Here is a 17,226-nt window from a genome sequence, read left to right as displayed (position 1 = left end):
GGCAGCCGGCCGCCGCCGGACGGGTGTTCAGGCGTCGACGCCACGGCGCAGGCCGTCCGGGCGGCGGGGGCCGTAGCCGAAGGCGCGGTCGACGGCGATGTGGGCGAGCCAGCCGAGGGCGGCGGTCGCCGTGGCGCGGCTGCGGGTGACGGCGGCCGCGGCGAAGAGGGCCGCGGGGACGGCGGGTGAGTGGAGGGCGTTGTAGGGGCGCACCGCGTAGCGCGGGAGGCGTTCGAAGGTCGGGGCGGCGGCGATGCCGTACAGCAGGGCGACGTCGGGGAGCACTGCGCAGGTCCACAGCGTACGGCTGCGGGCGCCGGCGACGTGGACGCCGGCTGCCAGGGCCGTCGCGCCGATGAGTCCGCTCACGGCGCGGCCGAGGGGGGCGCGGTACGTCCAGGCGGCGTCGCGCCGGCGGGCGGCGAGCGCCGCGGTGAGGGCCGCGCGGCGCGCCGGAGGGGCTGCGGCAGCACGCAGGGCCGCGCGCAGCAGGGTGAGGCGCAGGCGGGGGAGTTCGGACGGCGCGCCGTGTTCGTCGTCGAGGCGGAGGATCTCCCGCGGCGCCCGGGGTGCGCGCAGCAGGGCGTCCGGCTCGTCGGGGGGAACGATGTCGTCGCGCAGGGCCGCGGCGTAGGTCACGGGGATGGTCAGCCGCTGGAGCTCATGGCCGGTCAGGGCCCATCCCCGCATCGTGTCGAACACCCGGTCCGGTCGGCAGCCGATGAGGTGGGCGAGGGTGCGGACCGTGGTGTCCGGCACCCGTCGCTGCCAGTCGCGGTCGCGGAAGAAGCGGTGCAGCGGCGCTCCGACGGTGGCCACGCCCCGGATGCGGGGGTCGTCGAGGGCTGCGCGCAGCGCGAGGTGCCCTCCGAAGCTGAGCGCGATCACCCCGGTGCGGGTGACGTCGGCGCGGGAGTCCAGCCGGTCGAGGAGCGCGCCGAGCATCCGGCAGCCGTCCGCGCGGTAGGGCAGGGTGTTCTCGCCGACTCCGGGCATCTCGGTGACGGCGAGGGCCACACCGAGCGCCTTGGCGCGGGCCAGGATGGGGGCCCACTGTTCCTTGACGCTGACGATGCCGCCCATGACCACGACCAGGGGGCGGCGCGCCGGCCGGGCGTGGGTGGCGAGTCCGGCGGTCCAGCAGGCGAACCGGCCCTCGGGCAGGGCGATGTCGAGGCGTTCGACGCCGAGTCCGGGGCGGGCGCGACGCCAGTCGTCGAAAGCCTCCACGCAGCGGCGTGCGGCGCGCCGTCGCGGCATGTCGCCGTCGGAGACGTACGGGAAGCGGGCCAGCCCGTAGCAGCGGCTCGCCTCCAGGGGGCGGCCCCGGTCCGCAAGCACATCGCCTGCACCGCTCCACACGGCGGCCCAGGAGCCCGGCCCGTCGCCGTGCGCGGCGGTCATGCGCTCCAGCAGCGCCCGGCACCGCTCTTCGGGGATCTCCTGGGCACGGGCGTGGAGAGTCGCGTACCGGCGCAGTTCCGCCAGGGCGGGTCCGGGCACGGTGGGCAGGGTGGTCATCGGCGGGGCTCCGTCCTTGCCGGGCGGTCGGGCGTCGCGGCGACGGCGCCGCGGGGGAAATAGGCGGGGGCGAGGACCCTGCGCTGGAGCGCGGGGCTGGAGTCGACGACCCGGTAGACGGCGCGGCGCAGCGCGACCGCGGGCCGGGCGGACAGGGTGAACATCCGCTCCTGGCGCAGCTGAAGCGCACGGGAGCGCCGCACCGCGTCCTCCCTGGCCTGCTGGAAGGCGAGCGTGGCGGTATCCAGGGCGGCGGCCCGGCGGCTGCGCGGTTCGGCGAGGGACCGGTCGAGGAGCGGGGCGAGCGCCGCCGCGTCGGCGAGGGCGTGGTTGACGCCCTGGCCGAGGATCGGGGAGAGGGTGTGCGCGGCATCCCCGATGAGCACCAGGCCGGGTGCGGACCAACGGCCCACGTCCGTGGTGAAGATGTCGAGCAGCGCGGTGTCGGACCAGCTCCTCAGCCCTTCGAAGGCCCCCGCGGCCAGTTCGGGGGCGAGCTGCCGCAGCCGGGCGTGCAGCCGCTCCAGACCCGAGGCGCGCAGCTCGCGCAGCCCGCCCTTGGGGATGTTGAGGCCGATCCGCACGGTTCCGTCGGTGCTGGGCAGGAACAGCCCGTGGCGTCCGAAGTCGATCCGCACCCGGTAGGCGTGCCGGTCCCAGGCGTCGGGGAACGGCAGCTTCATCCAGACGACGTCCCGCTCCAGGGGGGTGCGCCGGGCGTAGTGCTCCAGTCCGGAGAGCCGCCGCACGGCGCTGTAGCGGCCGTCGGCGCCGACGGTCACCTCGGCGCGTATCTCGGCGGTCCCGCCGGGCGTCTTCGCCCGTACGCCGCGCACCGTGCCGCCCTCCTCGAGCAGTCCGACGGCGGAGGCCGGTTCCAGCACGGTGCACCCGCCGCATTCGGCGGCGGCGTCGGCCAGGGCGGCGAGCAGGGTCGGCTGGGCGAGTTCGACGGGACGGCGGTACGCGTGGGGGAAGATCTCGAAGCTGACGTCGAGGACGCGCGACCCGCCGTCGGCGATCTCCAGCCGGTGCACCTCGTGGGTGCGGTCGCGTACGCGGTCGAGGACGCCGAGTCCGGCGAGGAGGCGCACTCCGTCGGGGGTGAGGGACTCGCCGCGGAACGCACGGGCGGCGGTGGCCCGCTGCTCCAGCAGGACCACGCGGCGGCCGAGGCGCACCAGGGCGAGGGCCAGGGCGCGGCCGCCGGGGCCGCCGCCGACCACGCACACATCGGTCGTCACGGTCATCGAGTCTCCTGTGCCTCCCGTGCGGGCTTCGCATCCCGTATGCCCTGTGCCTCTCGCGGCCTCTGCGGGCCATGCGGGCCATGCGGGCCATGCGGGGCTTGCGGGGCTTGCGGGGCTTGCGGGGCTTGCGGCGGAGCGTCCGCCGTCTCGGCGAGCGCCGCCACCAGTCCGTCGTCGAGCATCGTCGCGGCCGCCGTGTCGTCGGTGTCGCCGAAGCCCGCGTCGAACAACGCGACGCTCACCGTGTAGCGGCGGTCGACGATGCAGGTGTGGAAGCTCCATTCCGCTCCGGTGCCGCGACCTCCGTCGGGCCGCAGCACCTGCACCGTGCGGTCTTCGGGGCCAAAGCCGAACTCGGTGAAGCGGAACCGCATGCCCTGTCCGATGGCCTTGCTGTACGCCTCCTTCAGCGTCCACAGCCGCACCAGTGCGCCGTTGCGCCGCTCCTCGGCGACCTGCGCGAGGGCCTGGCGCTCGTGCGGGGTGCAGACCTGCTTCTCGGTGCCGAGGCCGAGCATCGGCCGGTCGCTCAGTTCGGCGTCGACGCCGATCCAGCCCTTGCGGGTGAGCCCGACGAGCAGCAGCGTCTCCGTGTGGCTGAGACTGATGTCGATCTGGTCGAGACCGCGCAGATACGGGCGTCCGCCGGGCTTGTAGGCGAGCTCCACGGACTGCGGGGACGCCTCGATGACGGCACAGGCCACATGCTTGAGCAGCAGCCTGGACGCCACGAAGCGGGACCGGATCTGCTGGTGGGTCATGGCGGCGAAGCGGGCGTAGTCGCGGCCGAGCACCGGCCGCAGCCAGAGTGCGTCGAGGTCCTCGGGCAGCCAGTCGTCGAGCTGGGCGTGGACGACCACGCTGCCGTGTACGCGCACCGCCTCGCGGACCTCATCCCAGGGTCCCTCTGGCCCGGTCACCCGCACCGGTCGGGCGAAGCCCCGCTCGGTCGCGGGGTTCACCACGGGTCCCGGAAAGATCGCCATACCAGCCCTCCAGCCGCTTCACCACTCCGTCGAGTACGTCCGCCGCGGCGGCTCCGTCGAGCACCCGGTGATCGAACGTCAGCCCGAGCCTCATGACCGGGGCCGCCGTCACCCGCCCGTCACGCACCACCGCACGCTCGGCGGTGCGGCCCGCGCAGAAGGTGACCGCCGTGCCGCCGTAGGAGTGGAAGACGTCCACGGCACGGTGGCCGAGCGAGCTGACGGCGAAGGTCCCCATCCGCTGCGCCCTGGCGGCGGGGGCGCGCAGGCCGAGCCGGAACGCCTGCTCTCCCACGGGCGGCGGCAGCCGGGTCAGCAGCCGAACCGCCGCCGCGCCGGGCAGGCTTTGCGGGTCGCCGTCCCGGCACCGGTCCACCCAGGTCTGGACCTCGGTCAGCGTGGCCGTGTCCATGCGCGGCAGCACGGATGTGAGCACGACGCGTTCGCCGCCGGGCGCGGTGCGGTCGAGGGCGAGTTTGGCCGTGACGCCGTCGGGGCCGCCGACGGGAAGCGGCACGGTGCGCGGCCAGAGGCCGCCGCGGGCCAGCGCACGTGCCTCGGGGTGGACGGCGACGACCCGGCCGGCGGCGTGCAGCAGATAGCTGACGCGCGAGAAGCGTCGCCCGTCCGCGGTGCGCGCGGCGGCCCTGTGCCGCTCCACGCGGGTCATGTCGACGTCTGCGCACAGATGGACGGGGGCGGCGGCCCGCGCCCACCTCAGGAAGTGGCGCGTATGCCGTCGGGCCCGGTCGCGGGAGGTCCTCATGCGGGCACCGCCGCGCTCACCGCCGTGTCGGAGGCCGCCCCGCTCACCGCCGTGTCGGAGGCCGCCCTGCTCGCCGACGCATTGGAGACCGCCCCGCTCGCCGCCGTCCAGATCTCGTCGAGCGTACGCGCCTCGAGGACCTCCGCGACCGGGACCGGCCGGCCCAGCTCCGCTTCCAGCAGCCCCACCAGGCGCAGCAGATGGACCGAGTCCCAGCAGGGCACCTCGGCAAGCTCCCGTTCCGCGTCGTGCGCGGTCAGCTCGGTGCCGAGGCGCAGGTTGGCCAGCTGGATCAGATCGACGACGGACTGCATGAAGGCTCCTCTGCTTCGTGGCTCGGTTCTCCTCCGGGGCGCATTGGCGTGTGTCGACGGTCGGTCATGCTCGCTCCCTCGTTCCCCGGGACCTGCGTGTGCCGCCGGACTCCGCCCGGGGGGACCCCGGCCGTCCGGCGCCCTCGCTCCCCCTGCCGTCGGCGGGGCCCCCGCTTCGGCTCCCTCGTCCATGGGCGGGCGGTCCCGTCCTGTCGAGGTGCGAATGCCATTGGAACGCCAGCCGGATGTGGTCCGGGGCCGGCGGGAGGTGCAGCAGGTCGTGGCGGCAGCGGATCGCGCCGCCGTCGTCATCGTCGTCGGGCACGGCGGTGAAGCCGTGGCCCGTCAGAAAGCCGCGGAGCTTCTCGTTGGCGGCGGTCGGCCGCCAGCGTGCATGGACGGCGGGCAGCCCGTCGCGCCGTGCCGCCCGGAGCAGTCCGGCGAGGACGGCGTCCTCGATGCCGCGGCCCAGGACCCGGCAGCTCATGACGTAGTTCTCCAGATGCAGTCCGTCGGCGTCCCGGTGCACGAGGACCGCGCCGACGACTCCGTCGTCGCCGAAGCGGTCGGCGGCGCGGACCGCGAGGACGAGTGCGGCCGGGTCGTCGGCGCGTCGCGCCACCTGTGCGGCGGTGAGCCGGACGCCGGTGAGGTTGAAGCGGTTGGTGCGCAGGGTGAGCTGCGCGATCCTGGCGGTGTCGCCGTCGGCGGCCGGCGCGGCGGACGCCTCGATGCTAAGCCCGCGCAGAAACGCTGTGTAGTCCGCAGCCCGGGTGCGCTGCCGCTCCCGCCGTTCGCGCTGCCGGTAGCGGTCGGCACGGGCGCGGTCCTCCCGGGTCAGCGTAGGCGTGTCGAACCAGCCGTCGGCGAGGAGCCGTTCGCCGTGGAGGGCGGGCTCGGCGTCCAGCGGCACCACGGCCGCTCCGGGCACGGCGGCCCGGACCGCCTCCCGCTCGAAGACGCTGTCGTCGGCGAAGACCACACTCGACGGAGAGATGCCGAGCTCGGCCGCGATCTTCTGGATGCCGTCCGCCTTGGGCCCCCAGTCGGCGACGACGCTGACGAAGTCGTCCGCGCTCAGCGGCCAGTCGGGGTGGGCGGCCAGGGCGCGGGCGACCGGCTCGGGGTCGTTCTTGCTGCACACGGCCAGCAGCACGCCCTGCGCGGCGAGCTGCTCCGCGATCCGCCGGAAGGCGGCGAACGCGCCGGAGCGCAGCGAGCGTGCAGCCCGCACCCGCTCCGGCCCGTCCTCGGCGAGGACGCCGTCCCACAGGGTGCCGTCCAGATCGAGGACGAGGCACTTCTTGGCGGCTCCGCGCCGGGCGCGGGCCAGATGGGCGGTCTCGCGGGCGAGTGCGGCGAGCAGTCGGGCCGTGCAGGGGGCGTCCGCGTACACGCCGAGGCGCGGATCGTCGGCCCGGATGCCGGAGGCGGTCAGGGGCTCGGCGTCCACCACGGCCACACCGGCCGCCGGGTCTGCCATCCGCAGCAGGTCGGCAGTGAACTCCCGCCAGACCGCGCCCAGTTCGGCTCGCTGGTCGAGGGAGACGAGCTGATGGGTGAAGCGGCGCAGCAGCGGGACCGTGTTGAGGACGAGGACGGCCCCTTCGGGGGCGTGCGCCCGGTGGGCCGCGGCGAGCTCCGCCAGCAGCAGTCGCTGCCGCTCGGCCTCCAGGGCGACGTCGTACGGCTGCCACGGGGCGGGCAGCCGGTCCCAGACGGTCAGCGGGTCGAGCAGGCACACCGTCAGCTCGGGCCGGTGGGCGTACAGGCCGGACGCCGGATCGGCCAGCTCCTGCACATAACCGCCGTGCCCGCCGGAATACGGGATCATCAGCATGCCGTGCCGGGCGAGCTGGGCGGTCAGCGGCGCGACGATCCCGGCGGCAGTGGCGCGCCCGGTCACCGCCACCCGTACGACGGGGGTCCCGGGGTGGGCCGCGAGCACCTCACCGGGGTCGAGGCGCGCCAGCACCCGCCCGGCCCAGTCACAGGCGTCGTCTGCGGGCTGCGCCGCAGGGGGCGCCTCGTCCAGGGCCGTCAGCAGGCCGGCGAGTTCGGGGTACGAGGCGGCGAGTGCGCCCGCGGCGTGCAGCGCGCGCATCCGGGCTTCCGCTTCATCGCGTCGCGTGGTCATGTCGTCGCCTCCACTGCGAAGCCGGCCTTGATCCACTTGCTGGACTCGATCGCGATGCCGACTGCCCGCCCCTGTGCTCCCAGCCGTGGCAGCAGGCGCTGAAGCTGGCAGAAGACCAGGGCGTTCCCGTTGTTCCCGGTCTCCGCGACACAGGAGACCTCCTCCCACTCGAGGCCCTGCCGCAGCGTCCTCGTGATGCGCTCGGTCATCCGGCCGCCGAGCTGCGGCGGAAGGACATGGCCGAGGCTCTCCGAAGTCCAGCCGAGGGTCGCCAGAAGGGTGTCGAGGACCTCGCGCGCCATGACCGGGACCTGGCGCTCCACGGCCTTGTAGTCCTCGGTGACGGCGGGCCGGCCGCTGTGGCGGTCCGCCGCGCCGAACCATTCGACGCGCTGGCCGGGTGTCCGGCCGAGACCGCTGAGCCAGTGGTCGGCCGCGGCCAGCCTGGCCCGCCGTCCGGTCCCGGACTCGCCGCTGAGCACCACCGCGCCCGCGCCGTCCCCGAACAGCACGTAGTTGACGAGCTGGGCGGGCGGCAGCTCGCGGAAGTCCTGTGCGAGATCCAGGTGTTTGCTGCACACGTCGCCGCCGATCACCAGCCCGAGCGGCTTGCCGCCACGGCCCTGCGCCGAAAGCAGCGAGGAGCCCAGCGCCAGCGCCTGAACCGCTCCGGAGCAGCCGGACTGGAGCTGGTACGCGGGCACCTGGTCGATTCCGAGCCGGTCCGCCACCAGTGCGGCCGTGGTCGGCATCAGCGCGTCGGGCGTGGCGGTGGCCAGCACCAGGAAGCCGACGTCCTCGGGGTCGGCGTCCGCGTCCGCGAGCGCCCGGTCGGCGGCGTCCGTGCACAGGTCCTCCAGGCTCCAGCGGACCGCTCCGCTCGCCAGGTCGAGGGCGAAGTGCCGGGTTCTGGTGCCGATGAACGCCTCCACCCACTCCGCGGAGATGCCGAGCCGCAGAGCGAGCGCCGTGTTGTCGACGGGGTCGCCGGGCAGCGCCGTGCCCACGCCCGCCAGCCGGGTCCGCGCGGCCGTCACCCCGGGACCGCCGCTTCGAGCTGCTCGCCGAGATAGCCGATCAGGCTCTCGACGCTGACGAGGCTGGAGAGCATCTCCGGCATCGACAGCTCGCCGAGCTCCGGGAAGCGCACCTCCAGCCGGTACTTGAGCTCCATCAGCATCACGGAGTCAAAGCCGAGGTCGTCGTAGAAGCGCAGCTGGTCGTCCAGGTCGTCGCAGCGGCCGCCCTTGACCAGGGCGACGGCTTCGCGCACGCCCTCGCGCACCCGGTCGGCAAAGAGCCCGCCGCTCGGGGGCCGCTCGCCCGGGGCCGCGGCAGCCGTCTCGGCCGTCTGCGCGGCGTGCCGCCAGGACCGCCACTCGGTGGAGAACGCGTGCGGGACCATCCGCACGACCTGACGGTCGGCGTCCGCGTAGAGGCCGTCCCAGGCGGGGTCCAGCCCGTCCTGGTGCAGCCGGGCGAGCGCCTCGCCGAGCTCCCGGGCGCCGGAGTCGGCGCCCCGGCAGACCGCGAGGGCGGGCAGGTCCCGGGAGGCCGCGATTCGCCGGAAGAGTCCGCACAGCACAGGCTTGGGCCCGATCTCGACGAGGTGCGTCGGCGCGGGCCGCTGGGCGCACAGCGACCGGGCTGCTGCCTCGAACAGCACGGTGGAGGCGATGTGCTCGGTCCAGTAGGCGGCGTCCAGGTCCTCGCCCGGCGCCAGGAGCCGGCCCCGTACGGTCGAGTGGAACGGCAGCCGGGGGCGGCCGGACGTGACCCGGGACGCCGCCTCCTCGAAGTCCCGCAGCACCGGGGCCATCAGGGGTGAGTGGAAGGCGTGGGAGACGGTGAGCGGGGTGCAGGCCAGTCCCCGTTCCTCCAGCCGGGCGCGGACTCTGCCGAGGGCGGTGAGGTCGCCGGACAGCACCGTCGAGCCGGGGCCGTTGAGCGCGGCGACGCCGACGGAGGGCTCGTCGGCGACGAGCGCGGCGGCCTCCGCGGACCGCGCCCTGGTCGCCAGCATGCCGCCGCCTTCGGGCAGCCGCTGCATCAGCGTGCCGCGTACGGCGATGAGCCGGGCGGCGTCGGCGAGGTCGAGCGCCTCGGCGACGACGGCGGCCGCGAACTCCCCGACGCTGTGGCCGACGACGGCCACGGGCCGCACGCCGAGCTCCATGAGCGTGCGGGCGAGGGCGTACTCCACGGCGAACAGCGCGGGCTGGGCGAGGCCCGTCCTGTGGACGGCCGGGTCCCCGGCGAGGATCGTCTCGCGGACCGGGGCGCGGGTGTGGGGCTCGAGCGCCGCGGATGCCTCGTCGAGGAAGCCCCGGTACAGGGCGGAGTGGCGGTACAGGCTCGCGGTCATCCCCGGGTGCTGCGCCCCCTGCCCGGTGAAGGCGAAGGCGACGGCCGGCGCATGCTCCCCCTCCCGGAACTCCGCCTCCCGGAAGCCGGCGTCCCGGAAGCCGGCGTCCTGGAAGTCCGCGTCCAGGTCCGCGGCGGCGAAGAGACGCGAGGCCAGCTCCTCGGGCGTGTCGGCGGCGGCCGAGAAGCGGTACGGCAGATGGGCGCGGGAGCGGTTGCTGGTCCAGCACAGCCGGGCGAACTCCGCCGCGCCGCGCCCTGCGACGTCCACGGCCTGCAGCCGCAGATTCCGGCGCAGCGCGCGGGGGCTGTCCGCGGACAGCGTGAACACCCCCGCGGACCCGGCGCTCACGGACCCCGGTTCGCTGCCGGGCGAGCAGGCCGAAGGGGTGCCGCGGGTGTCGAACGGCAGGGGTCCCCCGGACGGCCTCGGGGAGGGAACCGAGCCGCAGACGAGGTGCGCGTTCGTGCCGCCCATCCCAAAGCCGGACACGCCGGCCGCGCAGCCTTCCGCGGGCAGCGTGAGCGGCTCGGTCAGCAGCTCCAGGCCGCGGCTGCCGAGGGCGAGCCGAGGGTTCGCCCCGCCGGGCGGCGGCGGGTCGGCGGGGACGAGTCCGTGCCGCAGGGCGAGGACGGTCTTGATGAGGCCGGCGATCCCCGCGGCGCCTTCGGTGTGCCCGATGAGCCCCTTGACCGCGCCGAGCGCCAGGGGCCGTTCCCGTACGCCGTCGTCATCGCGGAACACATCACCCAGTGCCAGGGCTTCGATCTGGTCGCCGAGCAGGGTCCCGGTGCCGTGCGCCTCGACGTAGCGGATCTCCTCGGGCCGCGTCCCCGCCCGGGCGCAGGCGGCGGCGATCACGTCGCGCTGCGAGGCCCGGCGGGGGGCCATGATGCCGTTGCTGCGGCCGTCCTGGTTGACCGCACTGCCCAGGATGACCGCGTGCACCGCGTCGCCGTCGCGCACGGCGTCCTCGAGCAGCCGCAGCGCCACCACGCCGACTCCCTCTCCGCGCCCGATGCCGTCCGCGTCGGCGGCGAACGGCTTGCACCGGCCGTCGGGGGCGGCCAGCCCCGACTGCGCGTAGATCTCGTCCAGCACCGGCCCCGCCACGATGTTCACGCCGCCGGCCAGCGCCAGTTCGCACTCCCCGGCGTGCAGCGCGCTGCACGCCAGATGGACCGCGACGAGGGAGGAGGAGCAGGCGGTGTCCACGGTGACGCTGGGGCCGCGCAGGTCGAGCTGGTACGAGATGCGGTTGGCGAGCATGGAGCGGCCCGCGCCGGTGCCGGTGCGGGGGCTGACCCCGTCGGGGGAGGCGGCGCTCAGGCGCAGCCAGTCGTCGGACATGCAGCCGATGTAGACGCCGACAGGGGTGCCGGCGAGCCGGGCCGGGGACGCTCCGGCGTCCTCGACCGCCCGCCAGGCGCACTGGAGCAGCAGCCGCTGCTGCGGGTCCATCGCTTCGGCGTCGGCGGCGGGGACGGCGAAGAAGGCGCGGTCGAAGGCGTCGGCGTCGGCCAGGAACCCCCCGGGCGGGGAGGGCGTCGGACCGCGGGCCGCGGGGCGCTCGCCGACGGCGGGCACACCGCCGCGCAGCAGCCGCCAGTAGGCCTCCGGGTCGGGCGCTCCCGGGAAGCGGCAGTCCAGACCGACCACCGCGACCGGTGGTGCGAGACGCCGCCCGGTCGCCGGACGGGAGGACGGGCCAGATGGACGGCCCATGGTCACACCTCCCGCCGCCCGTCGCCGGCCTTGGCGAACTCGTCGCGGAGGTGGCGGGCCAGTTCGTCGGCCGTGGGGTGGTCCCAGGCGACGGTCGGCTCCAGGTAGAGGCCGAACTCCTCCTCGATGTCGCCGTAGAGGCTCAGCGCGGCCACCGAGTCGAGCCCGTACTCCGCGAACGGCGTGCGGCTGCCGATCTCCTCGGCGGGACGCTGCAGATACTCGCTCAGCCGGGTGATCAGCCAGTTCCGGAAGTAGCGGGTGTCGTGGGCGGCGACCGCCCCGGGCGACGCGACCGCCGCGGCGGCAGGCGACGACGCGACCGGTGCCGCGGACGACGGACTGGGGCCCGGGACGTCCGCCCCGGGGGGATGCAGCGCCATCTGATGCTCCTCCACAACGTGCTCTCGGCGACGCCTCTCGGCAGGGCTGCGGCGTGTGTCACGCCAGGTGCGCTTCGCCGGCGATCGGGGTGTCGTACAGGTCGTAGCTGCGGCTTTCGTGGTAGCGGCCAAGGACTTCGTCGAGCAGCCGGCCGTCCCAGCCCTCGGGCAGCGCGGGCAGCGGCCGGCCCAGCCGTTTGACGAGCCGGGTCAGGGCGGCGGCGAGCCAGGCGGGCGAGGCGAGGAACGCATCGTCCGCAGGCTCCTGGCAGCGCCACACCCCCAGGCACGCCGCGCCCGCCAGCAGCAGCGTGTAGCGGTCGGCGACGGCGTACGCCTTGGGACTGGCGAGGACGGTGCGGTCCTTGGGGGGCATGTCGCGGCACTCGGTCTGCAGACTGCGCAGCTCCTGCTCGAGGGCCGCTGCCAGTGCGCTCAACGCCTCGGCGTACTCGCCGGCCCGCGCCGCGTCCTGGCCCGTGAACTGCTCGGCGGCCCCGTCCAGTGTGGCGACCAGGGCGTCGCTGCCCGCGACCAGCGCCAGCCTGGCCGGGTCCAGCGGGGGCAGCGGGTCGCGTACCCGGAACAGCCCCTCGGGGGCGGCCTTGCCGGTGAACCAGGCGGTGCGGGCCAGCCGGGGCAGCTGCGGGATGATCGTCGCCTGGCAGGCGGCGGTGCCCGCGTGCCCGAGGCTGATCATGGGAAGGTCGCGGACGTGCTTCTGGAACGCGCCGTATGTTCCGTCGCGTACATAGAAGTTCGCGCCGAGCACGATCGACAGGTCGTAGGCGGTCTCGGTGAGCAGCTTCGGCAGCAGATACTTCACGGCCGCCGCGTAGACGCTGGTGGCGTCGGGCAGCAGATGCACGGCGCGGGTGGCCGCCAGCGCCAGGCAGTCGCTGATCAGCAGGTCGGTGAAGGCGCCGGTGAGGGTGGCGCGGGCGTGCGGGATGTCCAGGACGGAGCGGTGGTAGAGCCTGCGGTCCAGGGCGAAGCCGACCGCGGTGCGCAGGGCGGTGTCCCCGCAGCCGAGGATCATGGAGGGGACGACGCTGCGGGTGATCTGGAAGGAGCGCAGGGCGAGTTCGACGCCGTCGCCGAGCCGGCCGACCAGGGCGTCGGCGCCGACCGGGCAGTCGGTGAACTCGATGCCGGCGTTCTGGCAGCCGCGGACGCCGACCGTCTCGTAGCGCGGCAGATAGCGGTAGCGGTCGGGGGGCATCCGGTCCTTCTCGACGAGCAGCACGGAGTGGCTGCGGCTGCCGGGGCCTTCGTCGGTGCGGCTGAACAGCACCAGCGCCTCTGCCCGTTCGACGTTGTTGATGACCTGCTTCACACCGTCCAGGACGAAGCCGCCGTCGACCGGCCGGGCCCGGAACTCGTTGCGGACGAAGTCGTTGCCGTGGGCCAGTTCGTGGTAGGCGATGGCCAGTCGGCCGCCGCCGAGCAGCAGGTCCGCGACGCGCCGCTGCTGCCGGGGGGCGCCGGCCGCCCAGACGGCGACGGCGGCGAGGAAGGTCGTGGCCCCGTACCCCAGCCCGAGGCTGGCGTCCCTGCGGAATACGGTGCGCAGGACCCGGCCGAGCGTGTCGATCCTCTCCAGCCTGCCGCCGAGCTCCTGCGGAGTGAATTCGGCGTTCAGCCGGAAGTCGGCGAGTTCCGCCTCGGCCTCGGCGAGGAGTTCGCTGCGCTCGTCGGCGGCGAGCAGTGCGTCGAGGCCCAGCGGATTGTCCGGGTCCGCCGGGTCGCCGAAGCGCCGTTCGAGTTCGGCGACGCGCTGCTGGATGAGGACTTCTTCCTGGCTCGGGGTCAGCATGGGGGTCCTTTGGGGGGTCCTTCTGCGATACGGCCGGTCAGCAGGGAGAACAGCTCTCCCGCCTGGTACTGGTCGGCGAGCCGGTCGAGCAGGCGCTCGTACAGCTCCGCAAGCTCCGGGTCGTAGGCGAAGGGGCGGCCGGGCCGGGGCCCGGTGAGGCCGGGCGCCGCCTGGTCCAGCCGCTCCGCGAGCCGGGCGAGGGCGGCGTGCAGCCACAGGCCGTCGCGCCACAGCGCCTCGGTCCGTGTGTGCAGCGTCTCGCGCCGGTTGTGCTGCCAGACTCCGAGGCAGCAGGCGGCGGCGAACAGCAGGCTGTAGCCGCGGGCGAGGTCGAAGCTCTCCACGGGCGCGCCGCCGGGCACGGGCCGCTGGGCCCGCATCCGGGTGTGCAGTTCTGCTGCCGCGGCCGCCAGTGTGCGGGCGAGGGCGGCCGCCGGGGCGAGCGCGGGCTCGCGGGACGCCTGGGCGGCAAGCACCTCGGCCGCTGTCGGCAGGGAGCCCATGAGACTGCTGCCGTTCCGGGCGACCAGGCTGAGCCGGCCGGGGCGCAGCCGGGGCAGCGGCCGGGTGTGGCCGAAGGCGGCCGCGAGGGCCTGCCGCTCCTCGCGGCTGCCGGTGCGCACGGGGTGGCGGCGGGCGAGCGTGCGGAACTGCGCGGTCAGCGCATAGAGGTTGACCATGGTGTTGCCGTCGAAGATGCCGACGATGCGATGGTCGCGCTCCAGTTTCTGGAAGCGTCCGTGCGCGTAGTGGCGGGAGAGGTACGAGCGGGCTCCGAGCACCCCGCGCAGTCGGGTGAGGATGTCGTCGGCGACGGTCGGCGCCAGGTACTTGGCGACGGCGGAGGTCACGCTCAGCTCGTCGGGCAGGGTGTGGACGGACCGGGCCGCGACGGTGCTCAGCGCCTCCATGGCGAGCAGATCGGCGTAGGACTCGGCGAGGGTGCGGCGCGCGGCGGGCAGGTCGATGAGCCGGCGTCCGTACAGTTCCCGCTCGGCGGCGAACCGGCAGGCGAGGCGCAGCCCGTGGTCCATCGCGCCGAGCGAGAGCCCGGTGCACAGCGAGCGGGTGATCTGGAGGGCCTTGAGCACGGTCTCGGGGCCTTGACCCTCGCGCCCGACGAGAGCGTCCGCGTCGACGGGGGCCCGGTCGAAGGCGATGCCGCTGATGTCCGCGCCCCGGATGCCGAGGGTGCGCACCTTGGGCAGGGTGCGGCAGACCCCTTCGGGCAGCTCGTTCTTGTCGACGAGCAGCAGGCTGAAGCCGCGGGGGCCGCCTTCGGGCGAGGTGCGGGCGAGCAGGCAGACGAGCCGGCTGCGGGTGGCGTTGTTGATCAGCCACTTCTCGCCGCTGACGAGATAACCGCCGTCGGTGCGTTCGGCGACGACCTCTCCGGCCATCAGGTCGCTTCCGTGGGTGCGTTCGGTCAGCCCGAGGGAGACGGGCTCCCCCGCCCTGACCAGGGGCGCCAGCCGGCCGGCGCCGGCCCGGTCCTCGGCGACCCAGACGCAGACCGCGCCGAGGAAGGTCTTGCCGTGGCCGATGGCGCAGGTCAGATCGCGGCGGGCGAGCGTGCGCACGATCTCCAGCAGCTGTGGGAAGCCGGTGAGCGCGCCGCCGTGCTCCGCGGGGATGTAGTAGTGGTGGACGCCCAGTGCGCCGAGCAGTTCACAGGCGTCCGCAGGGAACTCCTCCGCCGCGTCCTGGTGCGCGGCGCGGGCGTAGGAGAGCGGCCCGTCTGCTTCCGGATCGCCGAGGCCGCGGTCGAGCTGTTCGGCGAGCAGCCAGCGCGGGCCGCCGCCTTCGTCGTCTCGGGCGTCCGCGGACGCGCGCAGCGGCGTGGGTGTGCCGGTCCGCTCGGTGAGTGCGGTCATCCGGCCGCCCCGCCGCTCGTGGCGCCTTCGCCGCTCATCGCCCCCGTCGTCACCAGGGCGCGCACCTCCGGGTGCAGTTCCTCGTACAGGGGCTGGATCCGCCCGTCCAGGAACAGCCGGCGCATGGCGGTGCGCTGGAGCTTGCCGCTGGTGGTGCGGCGTACGGTGCCGGGGCGGACCAGCAGCACGTTCTCGGCTGCGACTTCGAACTCCTGGGCCACGCATGTCCGCACGGCGGCCGACAGCTGGGCCAGCTCGGCCTCGAAGCAGGATCCGGTGCGCACCTCCTGGACGACGACCACATGGTCGCGGCCGGACTCGACGGCGAAGGCGGCGCTGGAGCCGAACAGCGCGCTGATGCGCTGCACGCTGCGCTCGATGTCCTGCGGGTAGAGGTTGCGGCCGGCCACGATCATGATGTCCTTGATGCGGCCGGTGACATAGAGCTCGCCGCCCGCGAGCGCTCCGAGGTCGCCGGTGCGCAGATACCCCTCGTCGCCGTCCTCGGTGACGGCGTGGAAGGCGTGGGCGTTCTCCAGCGGCCGGTTCCAGTAGCCGCGGGCGATGCTCTCGCCGCGCAGCCACACCTCGCCGACCTGTCCGGCGGGCAGTCTGCGGCCGGTGTCGGGGTCGACGACGGCGACCTCGCAGCCCTGCGGGCGGCCGCAGCTGACGAGCCGGCGCTCGGGCTGCCCCAGCTCGGCGGGGCGCAGCCGGTGCTGCTCCAGCTCCCCGGCGTCCACGAGGCGCATCGCGGCCGGCTCCCCGACATCGCCGCCGGTGGCCAGCAGGGTGGCTTCCGCCAGTCCGTAGCAGGGGTAGAAGGCCTCTCTGCGGAACCCGGCGGGTGCGAAGCGCTCCGCGAACGCCTCCATCGTCTCGGCGCGCACCGGCTCCGCGCCGTTGACGGCCGTCTCCCAGCGGGAGAGGTCGAGTTCGGCGATCTGGTCGTCCTTGATGCGGCGCAGACACAGGTCGTAGGCGAGATTGGGGCCGCCGCCGGTGGTGATGCCGTGCCGGTCGACCATCTGCAGCCAGCGCAGCGGCCGTTTGACGAAGGTCATCGGCGGCATCAGCACACCGCACGCGCCCAGCCAGAGCGGGTGCAGCAGATGCCCCACCAGCCCCATGTCGTGGTGGAAGGGCAGCCAGCCGCCCACGCGGGACTCCTGTGAGGTGCGCATCGCCCGCTGTATCGACTGCTGGTTGGCCAGCAGATTGCGATGGGTGACCATGACGCCCTTGGGGTCGCTGACCGACCCCGAGGTGTACTGGAGGAAGGCCACGTCGTCGGGGAACAGCCCGGGCTCCTCCCAGGCGTCCGGGTCTCCTCCGGAGAAGCGGTCGGTGGCCAGAGTGGCCACCTCGGTGTGCCCCATCTCGGCGAGCAGCTGCGAGACGGCGGAGGCCATGGCGGCGTCGGTGAGGATATAGCTCACCGAGGCGTCCCGGACGATGCCTGCGACGCGTTCGACGTTCTGCCGGGAGCCGGCGGGCACGGGCGCGGGCACGGCCACCGCCCCGGCGTACAGGCAGCCGAGGAAGCTGCTCATGAACTGCCGTACATCACTCTGCAGGATGAGCACCCGATGGCCGTGGGAGCCGCTGCGCTGCAGCCAGGAGGCCAGCCTCCGGGCGCTCTCGCCCAGCTCGCCGTAGCTGAGGACGTCGGATTCCAGCCCGCCCTGCTGATCGTCCCGGACGCACACATAGGCCTCGCGCTCGGCGAGTGCGGTTATCCGTTCGTGCGCGAGTTCGGTGAAGTTCCGGTGTGCAGCCATCTACGCCCCCAGCGCCGCGTACTGATGGCCAGAGCTTCGGAGAACGCTCTCAAGCCGTCCTTGAAGCCCCGTGGACCTCATGGAAAAAGGCGTGTTTCTCACCTGCCGTCGCCACGCGGCACGATCTCCGAGGGCAGCGTCTCGTGCTGCCGCACCCCGGGCACCCAGACCCAGTACATCCCGTACGCGATCAGAGCCCTGCCCACCGGGCGCAACACCCTGACGACGACAAACTTCCGCAGCGACGACATGGCCGAAACTCCTTGGCGTGTGGTGGACCCCGTCCACAGACCATGCGCCCCCTCTCT

13 protein-coding genes are annotated in these 17,226 nt (G+C 74.3%); all 13 read right to left on the bottom strand.

What is annotated here, in order from left to right; all coding sequences use genetic code 11:
- Positions 1 to 27: 27 nt before the first annotated feature.
- The 13 genes from QCN29_RS18700 to QCN29_RS18640 all read right to left on the bottom strand — a co-directional run bounded on the left by QCN29_RS18700 (position 28) and on the right by QCN29_RS18640 (position 17,169).
- The gene (locus tag QCN29_RS18700) at positions 28 to 1,521 is read right to left on the bottom strand and encodes a DUF4260 family protein (RefSeq protein WP_279929431.1); all 1,494 of its coding nucleotides are present in this window, start codon (positions 1,519 to 1,521) and stop codon (positions 28 to 30) included.
- Positions 1,518 to 2,771 carry an FAD-dependent oxidoreductase gene (locus tag QCN29_RS18695; protein WP_279929429.1) on the bottom strand — a complete coding sequence of 418 codons (1,254 nt, stop codon included), beginning with the start codon at positions 2,769 to 2,771 and terminating at the stop codon, positions 1,518 to 1,520. Before QCN29_RS18695 ends, QCN29_RS18700 begins: the two co-directional genes overlap by 4 nt.
- Entirely contained in the window at positions 2,768 to 3,757 is a 990-nt protein-coding gene (locus tag QCN29_RS18690; protein ID WP_279929427.1) for a 4'-phosphopantetheinyl transferase family protein, read from the bottom strand. Before QCN29_RS18690 ends, QCN29_RS18695 begins: the two co-directional genes overlap by 4 nt.
- Positions 3,663 to 4,523, bottom strand: coding sequence for a 2-oxo acid dehydrogenase subunit E2 (locus QCN29_RS18685; protein ID WP_279929425.1), 861 nt, complete (start codon positions 4,521 to 4,523; stop codon positions 3,663 to 3,665). Before QCN29_RS18685 ends, QCN29_RS18690 begins: the two co-directional genes overlap by 95 nt.
- The gene (locus tag QCN29_RS18680; protein WP_279929424.1) at positions 4,520 to 4,837 is read right to left on the bottom strand and encodes an acyl carrier protein; all 318 of its coding nucleotides are present in this window, start codon (positions 4,835 to 4,837) and stop codon (positions 4,520 to 4,522) included. The genes QCN29_RS18685 and QCN29_RS18680 overlap by 4 nt, the downstream gene beginning before the upstream one ends.
- Positions 4,838 to 4,901: 64 nt before the next feature.
- Positions 4,902 to 6,974, bottom strand: coding sequence for an HAD-IIIC family phosphatase (locus QCN29_RS18675; RefSeq protein WP_279929423.1), 2,073 nt, complete (start codon positions 6,972 to 6,974; stop codon positions 4,902 to 4,904).
- On the bottom strand, positions 6,971 to 8,011 hold the full coding sequence (locus QCN29_RS18670) for a 3-oxoacyl-ACP synthase III family protein (RefSeq protein ID WP_279929422.1): 1,041 nt from the start codon (positions 8,009 to 8,011) through the stop codon (positions 6,971 to 6,973). The genes QCN29_RS18675 and QCN29_RS18670 overlap by 4 nt, the downstream gene beginning before the upstream one ends.
- Positions 8,008 to 11,064, bottom strand: coding sequence for a type I polyketide synthase (locus QCN29_RS18665; protein ID WP_279929421.1), 3,057 nt, complete (start codon positions 11,062 to 11,064; stop codon positions 8,008 to 8,010). The genes QCN29_RS18670 and QCN29_RS18665 overlap by 4 nt, the downstream gene beginning before the upstream one ends.
- Before the next feature lie 2 nt (positions 11,065 to 11,066).
- Entirely contained in the window at positions 11,067 to 11,447 is a 381-nt protein-coding gene (locus tag QCN29_RS37130; protein WP_398859436.1) for an acyl carrier protein, read from the bottom strand.
- Between the two features lie 58 nt (positions 11,448 to 11,505).
- A complete protein-coding gene (locus QCN29_RS18655; RefSeq protein ID WP_279929419.1) occupies positions 11,506 to 13,263 on the bottom strand; it encodes an acyl-CoA dehydrogenase family protein in 1,758 nt (585 codons plus the stop codon).
- Positions 13,257 to 15,137, bottom strand: a complete 1,881-nt coding sequence (locus QCN29_RS18650; protein ID WP_279929417.1) for an acyl-CoA dehydrogenase family protein — start codon at positions 15,135 to 15,137, stop codon at positions 13,257 to 13,259. Before QCN29_RS18650 ends, QCN29_RS18655 begins: the two co-directional genes overlap by 7 nt.
- The gene (locus QCN29_RS18645) at positions 15,134 to 16,918 is read right to left on the bottom strand and encodes a fatty acyl-AMP ligase (protein ID WP_279929416.1); all 1,785 of its coding nucleotides are present in this window, start codon (positions 16,916 to 16,918) and stop codon (positions 15,134 to 15,136) included. The genes QCN29_RS18650 and QCN29_RS18645 overlap by 4 nt, the downstream gene beginning before the upstream one ends.
- 98 nt (positions 16,919 to 17,016) lie before the next feature.
- Complete coding sequence (locus QCN29_RS18640) at positions 17,017 to 17,169, bottom strand: hypothetical protein (protein WP_240135212.1); 153 nt, start codon at positions 17,167 to 17,169, stop codon at positions 17,017 to 17,019.
- Positions 17,170 to 17,226: the final 57 nt, after the last annotated feature.

Origin of the sequence: Streptomyces chengmaiensis, from assembly GCF_029846775.1 — a bacterium.
In the GTDB taxonomy this organism is placed as follows: Bacteria; Actinomycetota; Actinomycetes; order Streptomycetales; family Streptomycetaceae; genus Streptomyces; species Streptomyces chengmaiensis.
This window is presented reverse-complemented; position numbering and strand designations above follow the sequence as displayed.